14 protein-coding genes are annotated in these 18,253 nt (G+C 69.5%); 12 read left to right on the top strand and 2 right to left on the bottom strand.

Going from position 1 to position 18,253, the window contains the following annotated elements:
* The first annotated feature begins 58 nt into the window (after positions 1 to 58).
* From BBA86_RS07390 to BBA86_RS07380, 3 genes are read left to right on the top strand one after another with little or no spacing between them, the layout of a single operon-like run.
* Positions 59 to 961 carry an alpha/beta fold hydrolase gene (locus tag BBA86_RS07390; protein WP_065570965.1) on the top strand — a complete coding sequence of 301 codons (903 nt, stop codon included), beginning with the start codon at positions 59 to 61 and terminating at the stop codon, positions 959 to 961.
* A 4-nt stretch (positions 962 to 965) separates the two neighbouring features.
* Complete coding sequence (locus tag BBA86_RS07385; protein ID WP_065570964.1) at positions 966 to 2,015, top strand: biotin/lipoate A/B protein ligase family protein; 1,050 nt, start codon at positions 966 to 968, stop codon at positions 2,013 to 2,015.
* Positions 2,012 to 2,959, top strand: coding sequence for a DNA-methyltransferase (locus BBA86_RS07380; RefSeq protein WP_065570963.1), 948 nt, complete (start codon positions 2,012 to 2,014; stop codon positions 2,957 to 2,959). Before BBA86_RS07385 ends, BBA86_RS07380 begins: the two co-directional genes overlap by 4 nt.
* Positions 2,960 to 2,983: 24 nt before the next feature.
* Here BBA86_RS07380 and BBA86_RS07375 read toward each other — a convergent pair whose 3' ends face one another.
* Entirely contained in the window at positions 2,984 to 3,820 is an 837-nt protein-coding gene (locus BBA86_RS07375) for an alpha/beta fold hydrolase (RefSeq protein ID WP_065570962.1), read from the bottom strand.
* Positions 3,821 to 3,951: 131 nt separating this feature from the next.
* Between BBA86_RS07375 and pxpA the strand changes: the two genes are divergently transcribed.
* The 6 genes from pxpA to BBA86_RS07345 all read left to right on the top strand — a co-directional run bounded on the left by pxpA (position 3,952) and on the right by BBA86_RS07345 (position 15,241).
* A complete protein-coding gene (gene pxpA / locus BBA86_RS07370) occupies positions 3,952 to 4,707 on the top strand; it encodes a 5-oxoprolinase subunit PxpA (protein WP_065570961.1) in 756 nt (251 codons plus the stop codon).
* Positions 4,701 to 6,245 (top strand): 5-oxoprolinase/urea amidolyase family protein, encoded by a 1,545-nt coding sequence (locus BBA86_RS07365; protein WP_065570960.1) that lies wholly within the window; start codon positions 4,701 to 4,703, stop codon positions 6,243 to 6,245. The genes pxpA and BBA86_RS07365 overlap by 7 nt, the downstream gene beginning before the upstream one ends.
* A 27-nt stretch (positions 6,246 to 6,272) precedes the next feature.
* Entirely contained in the window at positions 6,273 to 6,863 is a 591-nt protein-coding gene (locus BBA86_RS07360) for a hypothetical protein (RefSeq protein ID WP_065570959.1), read from the top strand.
* Positions 6,864 to 7,100: 237 nt separating this feature from the next.
* Positions 7,101 to 10,598: a DNA-directed RNA polymerase subunit beta gene (locus BBA86_RS07355; protein WP_065570958.1), complete on the top strand. Its 3,498-nt coding sequence runs from the start codon at positions 7,101 to 7,103 to the stop codon at positions 10,596 to 10,598.
* A 41-nt stretch (positions 10,599 to 10,639) separates the two neighbouring features.
* Entirely contained in the window at positions 10,640 to 14,515 is a 3,876-nt protein-coding gene (rpoC, locus tag BBA86_RS07350) for a DNA-directed RNA polymerase subunit beta' (RefSeq protein WP_065570957.1), read from the top strand.
* Positions 14,516 to 14,617: 102 nt separating this feature from the next.
* Entirely contained in the window at positions 14,618 to 15,241 is a 624-nt protein-coding gene (locus BBA86_RS07345) for a hypothetical protein (protein ID WP_065570956.1), read from the top strand.
* Between the two features lie 4 nt (positions 15,242 to 15,245).
* Here BBA86_RS07345 and BBA86_RS07340 read toward each other — a convergent pair whose 3' ends face one another.
* A complete protein-coding gene (locus tag BBA86_RS07340) occupies positions 15,246 to 15,851 on the bottom strand; it encodes a hypothetical protein (RefSeq protein WP_065570955.1) in 606 nt (201 codons plus the stop codon).
* A 131-nt stretch (positions 15,852 to 15,982) separates the two neighbouring features.
* Here BBA86_RS07340 and BBA86_RS07335 point away from each other — a divergent pair, with 131 nt between their 5' ends.
* From BBA86_RS07335 to BBA86_RS07325, 3 genes are all read left to right on the top strand, one after another.
* Positions 15,983 to 17,041, top strand: coding sequence for a hypothetical protein (locus tag BBA86_RS07335; protein WP_065570954.1), 1,059 nt, complete (start codon positions 15,983 to 15,985; stop codon positions 17,039 to 17,041).
* Positions 17,042 to 17,057: 16 nt separating this feature from the next.
* A complete protein-coding gene (locus tag BBA86_RS07330) occupies positions 17,058 to 17,525 on the top strand; it encodes a DUF6121 family protein (protein ID WP_065570953.1) in 468 nt (155 codons plus the stop codon).
* 66 nt (positions 17,526 to 17,591) lie between these two features.
* Entirely contained in the window at positions 17,592 to 18,251 is a 660-nt protein-coding gene (locus BBA86_RS07325; protein ID WP_065570952.1) for a spermidine/putrescine ABC transporter substrate-binding protein, read from the top strand.
* The last annotated feature ends 2 nt before the right edge of the window (positions 18,252 to 18,253 follow it).

The raw sequence follows: 18,253 nt of genomic DNA, 5'->3' as shown, positions 1-18,253 counted from the left end.
CTAATGGCTTGGAGCGGGTCGAGCGCGGGGAGGGCGGGCGACCCCTAGGATTCGACGCATGCCCGAGTTCATCGATGCACACGGCATCGCGATCGTCTACGACGTCCATGCGGCGCACGGTTCGCCGCGCGGCGTGATCCAGCTCCTCCACGGGGTGGGCGAGCACGCCGGCCGCTACACCGGTGTGATCGACGCCCTCACCGCCGACGGTTTCAACGTCTACGCCGACGACCACCGCGGCCACGGCCGGACGGGCCTGCGCCAGCACGCCGGGGACCACTCCCGCCTCGGCCGGCTCGGACCCGGGGGCCTGCGGGCCACCGTCGCCGGGCTCCAGCAGTTCACGCGGATCATCCGCGACGAGAACCCGGGCCTCCCGCTGGTCCTTCTCGGGCACTCGTGGGGGTCGTTCCTGGCCCAGAAGCTGGTGAACGCCGATCCGCGCGCCTACGACGCCGTCGTCCTCTCCGGCTCTTCCCTCCTCTGGCCCGGCGACCTCAACGCGGCGCCCCTCAACAAGCGCTGGGCGGGTGCGGATGCGACGGGAGTGGAATGGCTGTCGACGGGTGCCGCGGTCGGCCGCGCGTTCCTCGACGATCCGCTGACGACGACCGTGCCCCTGCCGAAGCTCTTCGGTCCCCTCGACACACTCCGCCTCATCGGCAAGCCGAAACGCGACTTCGGCGCGGACCTGCCCGTCCTGCTCATGGTCGGTCGTGACGACCCGGTGGGTGGTCCGCGGAGCGTCCACCGCCTCGCCGACGCCTACCGGACGCGCTCGGGGCTGACCGACGTGACGACCCTCGTCTATCCCGACGCGCGACACGAGATCTTCAACGAGCACTGCGCTCCGGAGGCGCGCGCCGATCTGCTCGCGTGGCTGGACGCCCGCATCGCCCGGCGAGATGAGGCATCCGTTCCGCGCCGCGCAGCCGCACCGTCCGCGGACACGGGAGAATAGGACCATGCACGGCGAGTACAAGGTCCCTGGCGGCAAGCTGGTCGTCGTCGACCTCGAGGTGGAGGACGGCCGCATCGCGGACTTCCATCTCGCGGGCGACTTCTTCCTCGAACCCGACGACGCGCTTGCCGACATAGACGCGGCGGTGACCGGTCTCCCGACCGAGGCCGACGTCGCGACGATCGCCGCCGCTGTCCGCGGCGCGCTCCCCGAGGGGGCGCAGCTGCTCGGGTTCACTCCCGAGGCCGTCGCCACCGCCGTCCGCCGCGCGCTCATCGTGGCGCCGGGCTGGACCGAGTTCGAGTGGGAGGTCGTCCATGACGAGGCCGTCTCGCCCGCGATGAACCTCGCCCTCGACGAGGTGCTCACCACGCGAGTGGGCGACGGACGTCGTACGCCGACGCTCCGCATCTGGGAATGGAACGAGTCCGCCGTCGTCATCGGGTCGTTCCAGTCGTACCGCAACGAGGTCGATCCGGAGGGGGCTGCGAAGCACGGCTTCCAGGTCGTCCGACGCATCTCCGGCGGCGGCGCGATGCTGATGGCCGCGAACTCGATCGTCACGTACTCGCTGTACGTGCCGGCATCCCTCGTCGCGGGGATGACGTTCGCCGACTCGTACGCCTTCCTCGACGACTGGGTGCTGCACGCGCTCCGCTCGCTCGGGATCGACGCGACGTACCAGCCGCTCAACGACATCGCCTCGTCGAAGGGCAAGATCGGCGGTGCCGCGCAGAAGCGCCTCGCCAACGGGGGAGTGCTGCACCACGCGACCCTGAGCTACGACATGGACGGGCAGGTGCTCACCGAGGTCCTGCGGATCGGTCGCGAGAAGCTCTCGGACAAGGGGACGGCGTCCGCCGCGAAGCGCGTCGACCCGCTCCGCAGTCAGACGGGCCTCTCCCGTGCCGAGATCATCCAGCGCTTCACGGAGACCTTCACGTCGCTGTACGGCGCGAAGCCGGGCTCGATCTCGGAGGAGGAGTACGCCGAGGCCGAGGCGCTCGTCGAGTCGAAGTTCTCGACGGACGCCTGGCTGCGCCGCGTTCCGTGACCGTCGAGATCCATCTCGGCGACAACCTCGAGGTCGCCCGGCGTCTGCCGGACGCCTCGTTCGCGCTCGTCTACCTCGACCCGCCGTTCAACACCGGCCGGACGCAGGAGCGGGCGATCGAGTCCGCGGTCCGTATTCAGTCCGCAACGGGTGCCGCACCGCCCGCATCCGCGGATCCCCGACTTCCCGTCCCGGCGCTTGCAGCGGCGGGACTGAATACCGAACACCTCGTGCCCGATCCCGACGCCCCGACGCCGCCGGCAGGCCCCGTGAAGGGCGGGTTCCGCGGCACGTCGTACGCCCGCACGCGCGGCACGCTGAAGCTGTACGACGACCGGTTCGACGACTACTGGGGCTTCCTCGAGCCGCGGCTGCGCGAGGCGTGGCGGCTGCTGCAGGACGACGGCACGCTGTATCTGCACCTCGACTACCGCGAGGCGCATTACGCGAAGGTCATGCTCGACGCCGTCTTCGGCCGGGAGTGCTTCCTCAACGAGCTGATCTGGGCGTACGACTACGGTGCGAAATCGCGCAAGCGCTGGCCCAGCAAGCACGACACGATCCTCGTCTACGTGAAGGATCCGACCGCGTACTTCTTCGACTCGGATGCCGTGGACCGGGAGCCGTACATGGCTCCCGGTCTCGTCACGCCCGAGAAGGCGGCGCGGGGCAAGCTGCCGACCGACGTGTGGTGGCACACGATCGTCCCGACCTCGGGGCGGGAGAAGACGGGCTACCCGACGCAGAAGCCCGAGGGGATCCTGCGCCGTATCGTCCAGGCGTCGAGCCGGCCGGGAGACCGGGTCCTCGACCTGTTCGCGGGCTCGGGGACGACGGGCGCGGTCGCCGACGCCCTCGGGCGCGACGCCGTGCTCATCGACCACAGCGCCGACGCGCTCGCGGTCATGCGCGCGCGCATCCCCGAGGCGATCGTCGCCGGCTGAACCCCGGCATCCGGTCGACGCGAGTCAGTCCTGCAGGAACCCGAGCAGCGCCTCGTTGACCTCGGCGCCGTGCGTCCAGAGAAGGCCGTGCGGAGCGCCCTCGATCTCGACGTACGCGGCCTCGGGGAGGAGTTCGCGGAACTTCCGGGCCGTCGCGTCGATCGGCAGGATGTTGTCGGCTGTGCCGTGGACGATGAGCGCAGGGACCGCGACGGCGGGGATGTCGGCGCGGAAGTCGGTCGGCCACGTCAAGGGGGCCGCGGCGATCGCGGCGTTGCCGGCCTGGTTCGCGACGGCGATCGACGCGTCGAGGGCCTCCTGCGAGATGCGGTTCCCGAGGTAGTCGTCGAGGTTGTAGAAGTCGTTGAAGAACCCGGTCAGGAAGGCGTACCGGTCCTCGGCGACGGCAGCGGCCGTACCGTCGAAGAACGCCTGGTCTCCGGCGCCGTCCGGGTTCTCTTCCGTCTTCAGCAGCCACGGCTCGAGCGAGCCGAGGAAGGCGACCTTCGCGATGCGGTCCGCTCCGTAGCGCGAGAGGTAGCGGGCGATCTCACCGGTCCCCATCGAGAATCCGACGAGGACGGCGTCGGTCAGTTCGAGCTCTTCGATGAGCGCGTGGAGGTCCGCGGCGAACGTGTCGTAGTCCGAGCCCGACGCCGTCTTGGTGGATGCCCCGAATCCGCGCCGGTCGTACGCGATGACCCGGTAGCCGGCCTCGAGCAGGGCGGCCTGCTGCTTGCCCCAGGACTCCCCGTTCAGGGGGAACCCGTGGATCAGGACGACGGGCTGGCCCGATCCCTGATCGGTGTAGAAGATGTCGACGTCGACCGAGTTCTCGGTCCCCACGGTGATGTACGCCACAGCGGCTCTCCTTCCGGCCGGAGCGGTCCTCCGGCGACACCCTCGACGCTACGGTCCGGGCCCCCGCGCCCACTACGGGTTGACGGATCCTTCGCCCACCGTTCACCCTGCCCCGCCGCTACCGTGGCCTCATGGCGTCGATCGACCTGAACGCGGACCTCGGTGAGACGGTCGAGGGCGTGCCGACCGCCGATGACGAGGCCATGTTCGCGGTGATCTCGAGTGCGTCCGTCGCGTGCGGAGGACATGCGGGCGACGAGGCCTCGATGACGGATGCCGTCCGTCGGGCGACGGCGCGGGGCGTCGCCGTGGGCGCGCACCCCTCCTTCGTCGACCGGGCCGGGTTCGGCCGCGTCGCGCTCGCCGTCCCGCCCGCACTCCTGCGCGAGCAGGTCCGGGGTCAGATCGCCGCGCTCGTCCGCGCCGGGGCCGACCTCCGCTACGTCAAGCCGCACGGAGCGCTCTATCACGCCGTCTCCGCCGCGTCCGAGACGGCCGTCGCCGTCGCGGACGCCGTCGCCGACGTCTCCGAGAGTCTCGGCAGGCCGATTCCGCTGCTCGGGATGCCGGGGGTGATCGCCGAGGTGGCGGCGACCCGCGGCATCCCGTTCTTCGTCGAGGCCTTCCTCGACCGCGGGTACCTCGCTTCGGGCGGACTCGTCCCGCGGACGGACCCGGGCGCCCTGCTGCACGACCCGGGCTTCGTCGCAGCGCGCGCGGTGACGCTGGTCCGCGCGGGGCGGGTCGACGCCGTCGACGGATCGGCGGTCCGGGTCGAGGCGGCGTCGCTGTGCCTCCATGGCGATACGGCGGGCTCGGTCGCCATGGCCGAGGCGGTCCGAGCCGCGCTCGACGCCGCGGGGGTCGCCGTGCGTGCCCCGTGGTGATCCGGCCCTTCGGCGACAGTGCGCTGCTCGTCGAGGTCGCCGCGCTCGCTGACGTCCTCGACCTGCACGCCCGCCTCGCCGGGACGCGTCCCGCCGGGGTCGTCGATCTCGTGCCCGCGGCGCGGACGGTGCTCGCGCACGTCGATCCCGCGGTCCTGCCGCTCGCGACGGCCCGCGCCTGGATCACGGGGACGGATGCCGCGCCCCGCGTCCCGGCGGACGCCGCGCCCGCGCCGGATGAGGTCGAGGTGCCGGTCGTCTACGACGGAGCGGACCTCGCCGAGACGGCATCCCTCCTCGGCCTGTCGACGGAACAGCTCGTCGCCCGCCACCTGGCGGCTCGATGGACCGTCGCCTTCACGGGCTTCGCGCCGGGGTTCGGCTACCTGGTGAGTGAGGACTGGGACCTCGACGTGCCCCGCCGCGCGACACCCCGCACGCGGGTGCCCTCGGGGGCGGTCGCCCTCGCGGGCAGGTTCTCCGGCGCCTACCCCCGCGACACCCCGGGCGGGTGGCAGCTCATCGGGACGACGGACGCACCCCTGTTCGAGCCCGGAGCGCCCGAGCCCGTGCTGCTGCGTCCCGGCACGAGGGTGCGGTTCCGCCGGGCGGTCGCGGCGACCGTCGCCCGCACCTCTCGGCCCGCCGCTCCGGCCGGCCCCGTCGCGTTCAGAGTCACCGACCCCGGTGCCCTCACGACGGTGCAGGATGCCGGTCGTCCCGGGCGGCTCGCCGACGGCGTCGCCCGGTCCGGCGCGGCGGACCAGCCCGCCTTCGCTGCCGCGAACCGTCTCGTCGGCAACCCGGTCGGAGCGGCGGTCCTCGAGATCGCCCTCGGTGGCTTCCGCGCCGTGGCCGAGCGCGATCTCTGGATCGCCGCGACCGGCGCGTGGGCGCCGATCCGAGTCGGAGGACGCGACGTCGATCCCTACCGTCCCGTCCAGTGGCTTGCCGGCGCCGAGCTCACGATCGGCATCGCCCGCGCCGGCATCCGTGTCGTCCTCGCCGTGCGGGGCGGCATCGCCGCATCCGACGCGCTGGGCTCCGCGGCCACCGACACGCTCGCCGGCATCGGCGCCGAGCCGCTGCGCGCGGGCGAAGAGGTCGCGACGGCGGATGCCGCGCGGCATCCGGTCCCGCCCATCGATTCCTGGCCGTGGACGCCGCCGCCGGATGTCCTCGTCGTCGATGTCGCCGCGGGCCCCCGCGCCGACTGGTTCACCCCCGCCGCCCGGCAGGGGTTCCTCGACACGCGGTGGATCGTCGATGCCCGAGCCGACCGCGTCGGCATCCGACTCGACGGTCCTCCCCTGGAACGGACAGCGGATGCCGCGGCCCGCGAACTCCCGAGCGAGGGGATGCTGCCGGGCGCGGTCCAGGTGCCGCCCGACGGTCGTCCCGTGATCCTCGGACCGGACGGCCCGGTGACGGGCGGATATCCGGTCATCGCGGTCGTCACCGCTGCGGGACGGGCGGCACTCGCGCAGGCGAGGCCGGGGTCGCATCTTCTGCTGCGGAGCGCAAGCCCTCGGCTCTGACGCGCCGTGCCGCGTAGGTTGGCGGGCATGTCCCTTCGTCGCGCCTCCGTCGCCCTCATGCTCGTCGCAGGATTGGGGCTCGCCGGTTGCGGGTCGCAGGCCGCGCCGCCGACACGATCGAGCGACGGCGTCCCCGCTCCCGAGACGGATGCCGCGGAGTTCGCCCCGGCGACCGGGGACACCATCACGGCCGAGCAGTACACGCTCACCCTGCCCGAGGGGTGGGGGTTCCCGGACGGCGCTCCGGACGGGTTCGACGAGACCACCTTCGCTGCCGACCTGCAGGACGACGACGGCTTCAGCGACAACGTGAACATCCTGGTCTCGCCCGGCGGAGAGGTCACCTCGGAGCAGGTCGAGGAGGCCGGCGTCGCTCAGCTCGAGGGGGCCGGCGCGTCCGAGGTCGAGGCGCTGGACCGGATCACGGCGGCCGGGTCCGAGTCCGCCCACCTCACGGCGCGGGTCGAGCAGGGCGAGATGCCGTACCGGATCGACCAGTTCTATCTCGTCAACGCCGGACAGACCTACATCGTCACGTTCGCGTCGAACGTCGACACCCCGCAGGCTGATCGGGATGCCGTCGCGCAATCGGTCCTCGTGACCTGGCAGTGGAACTGAGGGCAGCCCGCGAGTTATACCGCAGCCTGCCGGACTCGTCAACGATCCGACTGGACACGGCGCGTCGCGCGGCCTATAGTGGGTAGTTGCGCTCCCCTCTACTTGCCCTCATATGGTGGTCGGCTTGTGCCTGCGCCCCCGACGGTCTCCGTCGGCGCGCGCCGCAGGCGTGGACGGGAGTACTCCACCTGACGACAAGGAAAACCAGCCCTCCCCGGGCTCACGGAGGTAATTCCCTTGGCTGCTGCGCGCAACGCAACTTCCACCACCACCACCAAGAACGGCCGCGGAGCATCCCGCCTCTCGTTCGCCAAGATCTCCGACACGCTGACGGTCCCCGACCTTCTCGCGCTGCAGACCGAGTCGTTCGACTGGCTCGTCGGCAACGAGGCGTGGAAGGCGCGCGTCGCCGAGGCTCAGGCCGCCGGTCGCACCGATGTCCCGGAGATCAGCGGCCTCGAGGAGATCTTCGAGGAGATCTCGCCGATCGAGGACCTGGGCGAGACGATGCAGCTCTCGTTCACGAACCCGTACCTCGAGCCCGAGAAGTACTCCATCGAGGAGTGCAAGGAGCGCGGCAAGACCTACGCCGCCCCCCTCTACGTCGAGGCCGAGTTCATGAACCACCTCACGGGTGAGATCAAGACGCAGACGGTCTTCATGGGCGACTTCCCGCTCCAGACCGCCAAGGGCACGTTCATCATCAACGGCACCGAGCGCGTCGTCGTCTCGCAGCTCGTGCGTTCGCCCGGTGTCTACTTCGACAAGACCCCCGACAAGACGTCCGACAAGGACATCGTCTCGGCTCGCGTCATCCCCAGCCGTGGTGCGTGGCTCGAGTTCGAGATCGACAAGCGCGACCAGGTCGGTGTGCGCATCGACCGCAAGCGCAAGCAGTCGGTCACCGTCTTCCTCAAGGCTCTCGGCCTGACGACCGAAGACATCATGCAGGAGTTCGCGGGCTTCAGCTCGATCGAGGAGACCCTCGAGAAGGACACGATCCTCACCAAGGAGGACGCGCTCCGCGACATCTACCGCAAGCTCCGTCCGGGCGAGCAGGTCGCCGCCGAGGCCGCCCGCGCGCTGCTGGACAACTTCTACTTCAACCCGAAGCGCTACGACCTGGCCAAGGTCGGTCGCTACAAGATCAACCAGAAGCTCGGCATCGACAAGCAGCTGACCGACTCGGTCCTGACCGTCGAGGACATCGTCGCGACGATCAAGTACCTCGTCCGTCTGCACCGCGGCGACGTCAGCTACGACGGCGTCCGCGGTGGCAAGGCCGCCGAGATCCGCCTGGACGTCGACGACATCGACAACTTCGGCAACCGTCGCATCCGCGCCGTCGGCGAGCTCATCCAGAACCAGGTCCGCACCGGTCTGTCCCGCATGGAGCGCGTCGTCCGCGAGCGCATGACCACGCAGGACATCGAGGCGATCACGCCGCAGACCCTGATCAACGTCCGTCCCGTCGTGGCCGCGATCAAGGAGTTCTTCGGAACGTCGCAGCTGTCGCAGTTCATGGACCAGAACAACCCGCTCGCGGGGCTGACCCACAAGCGTCGCCTCTCCGCGCTCGGCCCCGGTGGTCTCTCGCGTGAGCGTGCCGGCGTCGAGGTCCGTGACGTCCACCCCTCGCACTACGGCCGCATGTGCCCGATCGAGACCCCGGAAGGCCCGAACATCGGCCTCATCGGTTCGCTCGCATCCTTCGCGCGCATCAACGCGTTCGGTTTCATCGAGACGCCGTACCGCCGCGTGGTGGGCAACAAGGTCACCGACCAGATCGACTACCTGACGGCTGCCGAAGAGGCCGACTACGTCGTGGCGCAGGCCGGTGTCGAACTCAACGCCGACGGCACGTTCGTCAACGACCGGATCCTCGCCCGCCGCGGCCAGGGTGGCGAGGTCGACCTGTTCCCGGTCGACGAGATCGGCTACATGGATGTCTCGCCGCGCCAGATGGTGTCGGTCGCGACCTCCCTCATCCCCTTCCTCGAGCACGACGATGCGAACCGCGCCCTCATGGGTGCCAACATGCAGCGTCAGGCCGTCCCGCTGCTGCGCAGCGAGTCGCCGATCGTCGGTACGGGTATGGAGGGCTACGCCGCCATCGATGCGGGCGACGTCCTCACGGCGCAGAAGGCCGGTGTCGTCTCCGAGGTCTCGGCCGACGTCGTCACCGTCCAGCTCGACGAGGGCGGCACGCAGGACTACTTCCTCCGGAAGTTCGACCGCTCCAACCAGGGCACGTCGTACAACCAGCGCGTCGTGGTCTCGGCCGGTGAGCGCGTCGAGGTCGGCGAGGTCATCGCCGACGGTCCCGCCACCGAGGACGGCGAGCTCGCCCTCGGCAAGAACCTCCTCGTCGCCTTCATGACGTGGGAGGGTCACAACTTCGAGGACGCCATCATCCTCAGCCAGGAGCTCGTCAAGAACGACACCCTCTCCTCGATCCACATCGAGGAGTACGAGGTCGACGCCCGCGACACGAAGCTGGGCAAGGAGGAGATCACCCGTGACCTCCCCAACGTCAGCCCCGACCTGCTGAAGGACCTCGACGAGCGCGGCATCATCCGCATCGGCGCCGAGGTCCGCCCCGGTGACATCCTCGTCGGCAAGGTCACGCCCAAGGGTGAGACCGAGCTCTCGGCCGAGGAGCGCCTGCTCCGCGCGATCTTCAACGAGAAGAGCCGCGAAGTCCGTGACACCTCGCTGAAGGTGCCCCACGGCGAGCAGGGCACGATCATCGCCGTCAAGGAGTTCAACGCCGAGGACGGCGACGACGAGCTCGGCTCGGGTGTCAACCGCCGCGTCGTGGTCTACATCGCCCAGAAGCGCAAGATCACCGCGGGTGACAAGCTCGCCGGCCGCCACGGCAACAAGGGCGTCATCGCGAAGATCCTGCCCGTGGAGGACATGCCCTTCCTCGCGGACGGCACCCCGGTCGACGTCGTGCTGAACCCGCTCGGTATCCCCGGTCGAATGAACTTCGGTCAGGTCCTCGAGACCCACCTCGGATGGGTCGCGAAGCAGGGCTGGAAGGTCGAGGGATCCCCGGAGTGGGCTGCCAAGCTCCCCGAGCAGGCTCGCGAGGCCGCTCCCGGCACGAAGGTCGCCACCCCGGTGTTCGACGGCGCGTTCGAGGAGGAGATCGCAGGTCTGCTCGACTCCACGAACCTGACCCGTGACGGAGAGCGTCTCATCGACAGCTCCGGCAAGGCGAAGCTGTTCGACGGCCGTTCCGGCGAGCCCTTCCCGGCTCCGATCTCGGTCGGCTACATGTACATCCTGAAGCTGCACCACCTTGTCGACGACAAGATCCACGCACGGTCGACGGGCCCCTACTCGATGATCACCCAGCAGCCGCTCGGCGGTAAGGCCCAGTTCGGTGGCCAGCGCTTCGGTGAGATGGAGGTCTGGGCGCTCGAGGCCTACGGCGCCGCATACGCGCTGCAGGAGCTGCTGACGATTAAGTCCGACGACATCGTGGGACGCGTCAAGGTCTACGAAGCGATCGTCAAGGGCGAGAACATCCAGGAGCCCGGCATCCCGGAGTCGTTCAAGGTCCTCATGAAGGAGATGCAGTCCCTCTGCCTGAACGTCGAGGTCCTCTCGGCCGACGGCACCGAGGTGAACCTGCGTGACAGTGACGACGAGGCCTTCCGTGCAGCGGAAGAGCTCGGCATCAACATCTCCACCCGGTTCGAGTCGACGTCGATCGACGAGATCTGACCCGTACCGGCAACGAACAGAATTCCGACACAGGAGAATCAGTGCTCGAGTCACACACCTTCGATCAGCTTCGCATCGGTCTCGCCACCGCCGACGACATCCGTCGTTGGTCCTTCGGCGAGGTCAAGAAGCCCGAGACCATCAACTACCGCACGCTGAAGCCCGAGAAGGACGGCCTCTTCGGAGAGCAGATCTTCGGGCCGTCGCGCGACTGGGAGTGCGCCTGCGGCAAGTACAAGCGCGTCCGCTTCAAGGGCATCGTCTGCGAACGCTGCGGCGTGGAGGTCACCAAGTCCTCCGTCCGTCGTGAGCGCATGGGCCACATCGAGCTCGCCGCCCCGGTCACCCACATCTGGTACTTCAAGGGCGTCCCTTCGCGCCTCGGGTACCTGCTGGACATGGCGCCGAAGGACCTCGAGAAGGTCATCTACTTCGCCGCCTACATGGTGATCTCGGTCGACGAGGATGCGCGTCACCGCGACCTCCCGACCCACGAGGCGAACCTCCGCCTCGAGATCAAGAACATCGCCGACCGTCGTGACGCTCGCGTCGCCGACCGCCTGCAGAAGCTGGAAGACGAGCTCGCCGCCCTCGAGGCGGAGGGAGCCAAGGCCGACCAGAAGAAGAAGGCCAAGGACGCCGCCGAGAAGGAGATGACCACCATCCGCAAGCGCGGCGACGAGCAGGTCGCCAAGCTCGAGCGGATGTGGGACGAGTTCCGTAACCTCGAGGTCGGCCAGCTCAAGCAGGAAGACGACATCTTCCAGGAGCTGCAGGACCGCTTCGGTCAGTACTTCGAGGCCTACATGGGCGCCGAGTCGATCAAGCGTCGTCTCGAGGCGTTCGACCTGGCCGCCGAGGCGGACTCGCTGCACCTGCAGATCTCCGAGGGCAAGGGCCAGCGCAAGATCCGAGCGATCAAGCGCCTGAAGGTCGTCAACTCGTTCCTGTCGACGGGCATGAGCCCCGCGTCGATGGTCCTGGACGTCGTTCCCGTCATCCCGCCGGAGCTTCGCCCCATGGTCCAGCTCGACGGTGGCCGTTTCGCCACGTCGGACCTGAACGACCTGTACCGTCGCGTGATCAACCGCAACAACCGTCTCCGTCGCCTGATCGACCTCGGTGCCCCCGAGATCATCGTCAACAACGAGAAGCGGATGCTGCAGGAGGCCGTCGACGCCCTGTTCGACAACGGCCGCCGCGGTCGTCCCGTCACCGGTACCGGCAACCGCGCCCTGAAGTCCCTCAGCGACATGCTGAAGGGTAAGCAGGGTCGTTTCCGCCAGAACCTGCTCGGCAAGCGCGTCGACTACTCGGGTCGTTCGGTCATCATCGTCGGCCCGCAGCTGAAGCTGCACCAGTGCGGTCTGCCCAAGCAGATGGCCCTGGAGCTCTTCAAGCCGTTCGTCATCAAGCGCCTGATCGACCTCGGTCACTCGCAGAACATCAAGGCAGCCAAGCGTGCCGTCGAGCGCACCCGTCCCGAGGTCTGGGACGTGCTCGAGGAGATCATCCGCGAGCGTCCGGTTCTCCTGAACCGTGCGCCCACGCTTCACCGTCTCGGCATCCAGGCGTTCGAACCGCAGCTCGTCGAGGGCAAGGCCATCCAGCTCCACCCGCTCGTCTGCGCCGCGTTCAACGCGGACTTCGACGGTGACCAGATGGCCGTGCACCTGCCGCTGTCGGTCGAGGCTCAGGCCGAGGCCCGCGTGCTGATGCTCGCGTCGAACAACATCCTGAAGCCGTCCGACGGCCGCCCGGTCACCCTGCCCTCGCAGGACATGATCATCGGTCTGCACCACCTGACGACCCTCAAGGAGGGTGCCGCCGGTGAGGGCCGTGTGTTCGGTTCCGTCGGCGAGGCGATCCTGGCCAAGGACGAGGGCACCCTCGACCTGCAGGCCAAGGTCCGCATCCGCGTCCCCGGCCTGACCTTCCTCGAGGGGGAGGCTCCCGAGGGCTACGAGCGCCACGGTCTCGTGGATGCCTCGCTCGGCCAGGCGATCTTCAACGACACCCTGCCCAAGGGATACCCGTTCGTGCGCGAGCAGGCGGACAAGGGCAAGCTGTCGCAGATCGTCAACAAGCTGGCTGAGGAGTACCCGAAGACCGAGGTCGCGGCATCCCTCGACCGGATCAAGGACGCCGGCTTCTACTGGGCCACCCGTTCGGGTGTGACCGTCGCCCTCAGCGACGTGCTCACGCCGCCGAACAAGAAGGAGATCGTCGCCGCCTACGAGAAGCAGGCAGCGAAGGTCCAGGGCCAGTTCGAGAAGGGCCTCACGACCGACGCCGAGCGTCGTCAGGAGCTCATCAAGATCTGGACCGAGGCGACCGACGAGGTCCAGAAGGCGATGCGGGACAACTTCCCGGCCGACAACACCATCAACCGCATGGTGAGCTCGGGTGCTCGTGGTAACTGGCTGCAGATCCGCAACATCGCGGGTATGCGAGGCCTGGTGAACAACCCCAAGGGTGAGATCATCCCCCGTCCGATCATCTCCTCGTACCGCGAGGGTCTGTCGGTGGCGGAGTACTTCATCGCGACGCACGGTGCCCGTAAGGGTCTGGCCGACACGGCCCTCCGTACGGCCGACTCGGGGTACCTCACGCGTCGTCTCGTCGACGTCTCGCAGGATGTCATCATCCGCGAGGAGGACTGCGGCACGACCAAGGGCCTCGAGTTCACGATCGCCGCTCCCGGCGCCGACGGCGAGCTCGTCCGCGACGCGAACGTCGAGAACTCGGTGTTCGCCCGTACCCTCGCAGCCGCCGTGGTCGACGCTCAGGGCACCGTCCTGGCCGAGGCCGGCGACGACGTGGGCGACGTCCTCATCGACAAGCTGGTCGCCGGTGGCATCGAGAGCATCAAGGTGCGCTCGGTCCTGACCTGCGACTCGGCCGTCGGTGTGTGCGCGAAGTGCTACGGCCGGTCGCTGGCCAGCGGCAAGCTCGTCGACATCGGCGAGGCCGTCGGCATCATCGCCGCCCAGTCGATCGGTGAGCCCGGTACCCAGCTGACGATGCGTACGTTCCACACCGGTGGTTCGGCATCGGCGGACGACATCACCCAGGGTCTGCCCCGCGTCCAGGAGCTGTTCGAGGCCCGCACCCCCAAGGGTGCGTCCCCGATCGCCGAGGCCGACGGTGTCATCAAGATCGATGAGACCGACAAGGCCAAGAAGCTCATCCTGACCCCGGACAACGGCGACGAGCCGCACGTCTACCCGGTCCTCAAGCGCGCCACCCTCCTCGTCGAGGACGGCCAGCGCGTTGTGGTCGGTCAGCCGCTGCAGGTCGGAACGCTCGACCCCAAGGAGGTCATGCGCGTGCAGGGTGCCCGCGAGGTGCAGAAGTACCTCGTCGGCGGTGTGCAGGGCGTGTACCGCTCGCAGGGTGTGCCGATCCACGACAAGCACATCGAGGTCATCGTGCGCCAGATGCTGCGCAAGGTCACGGTCGTCGACCACGGCGAGACGGACCTCCTGCCCGGTGAGCTGGTGGACTTCAAGCGCTACCAGCAGATGAACCGCGAGGCGGTCGCCGCGGGCAAGCGCCCCGCGTCGGGTCGTCCCGAGCTGATGGGTATCACGAAGGCGTCGCTCGCGACGGAGTCGTGGCTCTCGGCCGCATCGTTCCAGGAGACCACCCGCGTCCTCACGCAGGCGGCCATGGAGGGCAAGAGCGACCCGCTCGTCGGCCTCAAGGAGAACGTCATCATCGGAAAGCTCATCCCCGCCGGCACCGGCCTTGCGAAGTACCGCAACGTCGTGGTCGAGGCGACGGAGGAGGCCAAGAGCGAGCGGTACCCCAACCGCATCTTCGCCTCGGACGGTGCGTACAGCGACGCCGACCTGAGCTACGTCGACTTCGACAGCTTCTCGACCGACGACTTCACCCCCGGCAGCTACAACTGATCGAGGTGTGATCGTCTGACCGAAGGCCCCCGGGACTCGTTCCCGGGGGCCTTCGGCGTTGCCGCACCTCTGCGTCGGTGCTGCGCCGCTACCGTGGGACGCATGGCACGGGTCGCAGGGCGGAACTCGGTTTTCGCATGGTTCGTCGGGGTCGTGAGTGCGGCGGTCGTCGTGACGTTGCTGGTCCTCGCCTTCCCCCTCTTCCCCGCGGCGACGCAGTGGGTCGCGCAGGCCGGTGGCGGCGCGCAGTCCGCGGGCGATTCCGACACGGGAGCACCGGGAGCCTCGCCGGCGGCCAGCGACGGCCCGCGCGTCTGCCGCGACCTCTACAACGAGGCATCGTGGGCGGAACTCCGGTGGACGGACGGCGCCCAGGTCGCCGAGTCCACCGACCCGCCCGTGTCGACGGCGGAGGATCTCGTGGCAGCGCTCGAACCGGCTGTCGTCCTCACGTGTCGGTGGACCTCCGACGAGGGGGAGATCTCGACGACCGTCGCAACCGTGCCCACGGATGCGGGTGCCGTCGCCGCGGCCGCGTTGCCGACGAAGAAGTTCACGTGCGGCGACGAGGAGGGCCGCGTCCGCTGCACGCGCACCGACGGGGACCTCATCGAGACGATCGAGGCAGGTGCGGGGCGGTGGGTGTCGACCTCGCAGCGGGCGTGGCACCCCGCCGGCTACGCCGACGGCGTCGCCGCAGCGGTGTGGCCCGCGGCGGCGGACTGAGCGGTCAGCCCCAGATCGCCTTCACGATTCCGTCGGTGTAACCCTGCGGGGCGAGGTTGCGGTACTGCGTGTCGATAGCGACGCCGTCGCGCCAGAACACGGTGCGTCCCTGCGAGAGTCCGAGCGCGTCTTTGCCGCTCTTCTCGCACCGGAGCCCGTGGTCCGGCTCGTAGCAGAGGTAGCCGTCATCGACGCCGAGCAGGTAGAGCGCGTCGCGTGCATCCCGCTCGGGGGAGTACCCGACGACGGTCACGAGGCTCGTGCGGCTCGCCCCGGGATCCGCCCACACGCAGACGCGGCTGCTGTCGGGGCGGATGCCCCCGCCCATCCCGGGCGCGTTCAGCGGAATGCCCTCGAGGGAGGCGCGGATGCCGGGGGTCAGGATGCTCTCGCAGTCCGAGGGCAGCGGCGTCGTGGATGTCGAGGGGCCGAAGGGGAAGTCGGCGATCGCGACCGGCGTGAGCGTGGGGCGGGGCGTGGCGGATGCCGCATCGGTGGGTGCCGGAGGTGCGGCATCCGGTTCGGGCGCGCAGGCCGCGACGGACAGAGCCATGAGCACGGCTGCGGCCGCGCCGAGAGCCCGCCCGATCCTCGCCCGTCGCCTCGCCATGTCTCCACGATACGCACCGCCGGAGGCGCCGCGTCCGAGACACGTCGGGGCGCCTCCGCGGCGCCTGTGACGTGCGGGGATACGCTCACTGCAGCGGCGGCGTACGCCCCTGCGTGAGGAGTGACACGGCAATGAGCGACCCCCAGTTCGGCGAGCGCAACGACAAGACGACCGAGCCGGCTTTCGGCGAGCCCGTGGAGGAGCACACCTCCGCCGACGGATCACGCGGCGTGGATGATGTCGTCGGCAGTGCCAACGACAGTCTCGCCGATGCCGAGGCGGCATCGCGCACGGCTGACGACCGCCCTCGCGGTGACCGCTCCTTCGACGTGACCGATCGCGGGTCGGACCTGTCCATCGACTACGGCAAGTACAGCGAACCGGACGCTCCCGTCACCGCGAGCGCCGTCAGCAGCGAGCCGCTCTACCGCCCCGCCACTCCCGAGGCTGAGACCGCTCCTGCCGAATCCACGCCGTCGACGCGGTCGAACGAGTCCGTGAGCACGGATGCCGCCGCTCCGTCGGCCGCCACCGAGGCCTACTCGCACGCCGATCACACTCCGACGACCGTCACCGCGAGTGAGCCGGCGTCGACTGCTGCTCCGACCGCCGTGTACTCCCAGCAGCCGATCTTCGTTCAGGCGCCGGAGGCACCTCGTCCGCGCGGCAACCGCGGTGCGGCCGGCGCGATCGGACTCCTCGCAGCTCTGCTGTTCGCGGTGCTCTACCTGGCGGCAGCGCTGGGGCTCAAGGCGCTCGAGGACGGTCTGGCCGTCAACGCGCTCGGCCAGAGCGTCGTGGACATCGTGACGACGTGGAGCTTCTGGGTGCCCGTCGTGGTCTTCTTCCTCGGGTTCTGGATCCTCGGTGCCTTCATCAACCGCGGACGGTGGGGCCGGTGGGTCGTGTTCGGCCTCCTCGTCGGCGCCGTGGCCTACGGCGGGCATCTGCTCGGGCAGCTCTTCCAGGCGCCGTTCTGGTCCATCGCGCCCTCGCAGGCAGCCCAGATCGTCGGCGACCAGCTCCTCGCGCCGCTGGCGGTCATCGCCTTCGTCCTCGGTCGCGAGATCACGATCTGGTTCGGTGCCTGGGTCTCCGCTCGCGGGCGTCGCGTGACGGAACTGAACGACGAGGCGCAGCGCGAGTACGAGCGCACCCTCGAAGCCGGTCCGCAACTGCACCAGTACTGACGTACGCTCGGGGCTGATGGACCAGCCCGTCGGTGTCGCAGCCCCCATCGCCGCCTTCTTCGCGACGGTGGGGTTCGCAGCGCTCGCGATCTGCGGGTTCGGTTTCACGAGCCTGCTCACGAACACCGATGTCCTCTCGGCGCCCGATCTCGGACAAGGGGCCGGCATCGCCGCCATGCTCCTGTCCGGCGTCGTGTTCGCCGGAACGGAGTACGGTGCGGTGCGTCGCCGTCGTTACCCGGCCGCAGCATGGGTGATGATCGCGACGATCGCCGCGTACCTTCTGGGCGTCGTCGTCGGGGGAGTCCTCGGCGGCGCCGATGCGGCGGCGTCCCTCGGCGTCGCGGGGGAGTTCGCGCTGTCCTGGTACGCCCTCGTCCTCGGGGCGACTGCGGCTGCTGCCGCCTGGGCGGGCATCGCGCTTCATCGCACGCGCGCCCGTCGACCGGAGTGGCCGTGGGAGCGCGACGAGGACGACGAATGACGGGCCGCGGCATCCCGCTGCTCTGAAATACCCCCGATCGGGCCGTGTCTCCGCGACAATGGACGCGTGGAGCGCTCGCTCGAGACGCAGGTCAGCCAGGCCGTGGAGGCCTGGCTGCGCTGGTTGCCGCGCTGGGAGCCCGCCACCCACCGCGGTCGGGTGGCCCCCTGCCGCCGGTGCCTGGGGTCACCGGTCCTCTCTGCGGCGGGCCTCGGTTCCGACGTGCCGCACGGCGTGCAGCACGGGCTGTCGACCCGGATCAAGACGATCGTCGACCACGCTGTCGCCCTGTACACGGCGCGGAATCTGCCCATGCTCCAGGCCGAGCTCGACCAGCAGGCCGACCGCAACCGCTCCCGCACCTATCGGCCCTCGGAGGGCCTCGAGCCGGAGTTCGACGGCCTGCCGATGGATCCCGATCCGGTGCCCGGCGCTCCCTTCCTGTTCACGATCGCCGGGATGGCGGACGAAGCGGATGCCGCTGTCCCCGCACTCCCGCCGTTGTCCGAGGACGCGAAGGCGGCGCTCCGGCAGGAGGTCCGGCTCGCGGACGAGTACGCGAGCATGGTCGGGCGCGAGGTGTGCACGCTCCTGCTCCGGCACCGGCTGAGGATCCAGACGGCGATCGCGCAGTACGTGGAGCCGCAGATCGCGGCGATGCTCGATGAGCTCACCCGCTCGCTCGACGCGCCGTTCGATACGGGCGAGGGTCTCACGGGCGTCTGATC

It is taken from the genome of Microbacterium oleivorans, assembly GCF_001691565.1.
GTDB classification, from domain to species: Bacteria; Actinomycetota; Actinomycetes; order Actinomycetales; family Microbacteriaceae; genus Microbacterium; species Microbacterium oleivorans_B.
The sequence above is the reverse complement of the archived record's forward strand: the minus strand, read 5'-3'. Positions and strand labels throughout refer to the sequence as shown.

Excerpts from the sequence above, each read along its gene's own strand:
- BBA86_RS07335 (WP_065570954.1), top strand. The coding sequence starts at position 15,983 with ATGAGCGACCCCCAGTTCGGCGAGCGCAACGACAAGACGACCGAGCCG.
- BBA86_RS07360 (WP_065570959.1), top strand. The coding sequence starts at position 6,273 with ATGTCCCTTCGTCGCGCCTCCGTCGCCCTCATGCTCGTCGCAGGATTG.
- BBA86_RS07345 (WP_065570956.1), top strand. The coding sequence starts at position 14,618 with ATGGCACGGGTCGCAGGGCGGAACTCGGTTTTCGCATGGTTCGTCGGG.
- BBA86_RS07340 (WP_065570955.1), bottom strand. The coding sequence starts at position 15,851 with ATGGCGAGGCGACGGGCGAGGATCGGGCGGGCTCTCGGCGCGGCCGCA.
- BBA86_RS07385 (WP_065570964.1), top strand. The coding sequence starts at position 966 with ATGCACGGCGAGTACAAGGTCCCTGGCGGCAAGCTGGTCGTCGTCGAC.
- BBA86_RS07330 (WP_065570953.1), top strand. The coding sequence starts at position 17,058 with ATGGACCAGCCCGTCGGTGTCGCAGCCCCCATCGCCGCCTTCTTCGCG.
- pxpA (WP_065570961.1), top strand. The coding sequence starts at position 3,952 with ATGGCGTCGATCGACCTGAACGCGGACCTCGGTGAGACGGTCGAGGGC.
- BBA86_RS07390 (WP_065570965.1), top strand. The coding sequence starts at position 59 with ATGCCCGAGTTCATCGATGCACACGGCATCGCGATCGTCTACGACGTC.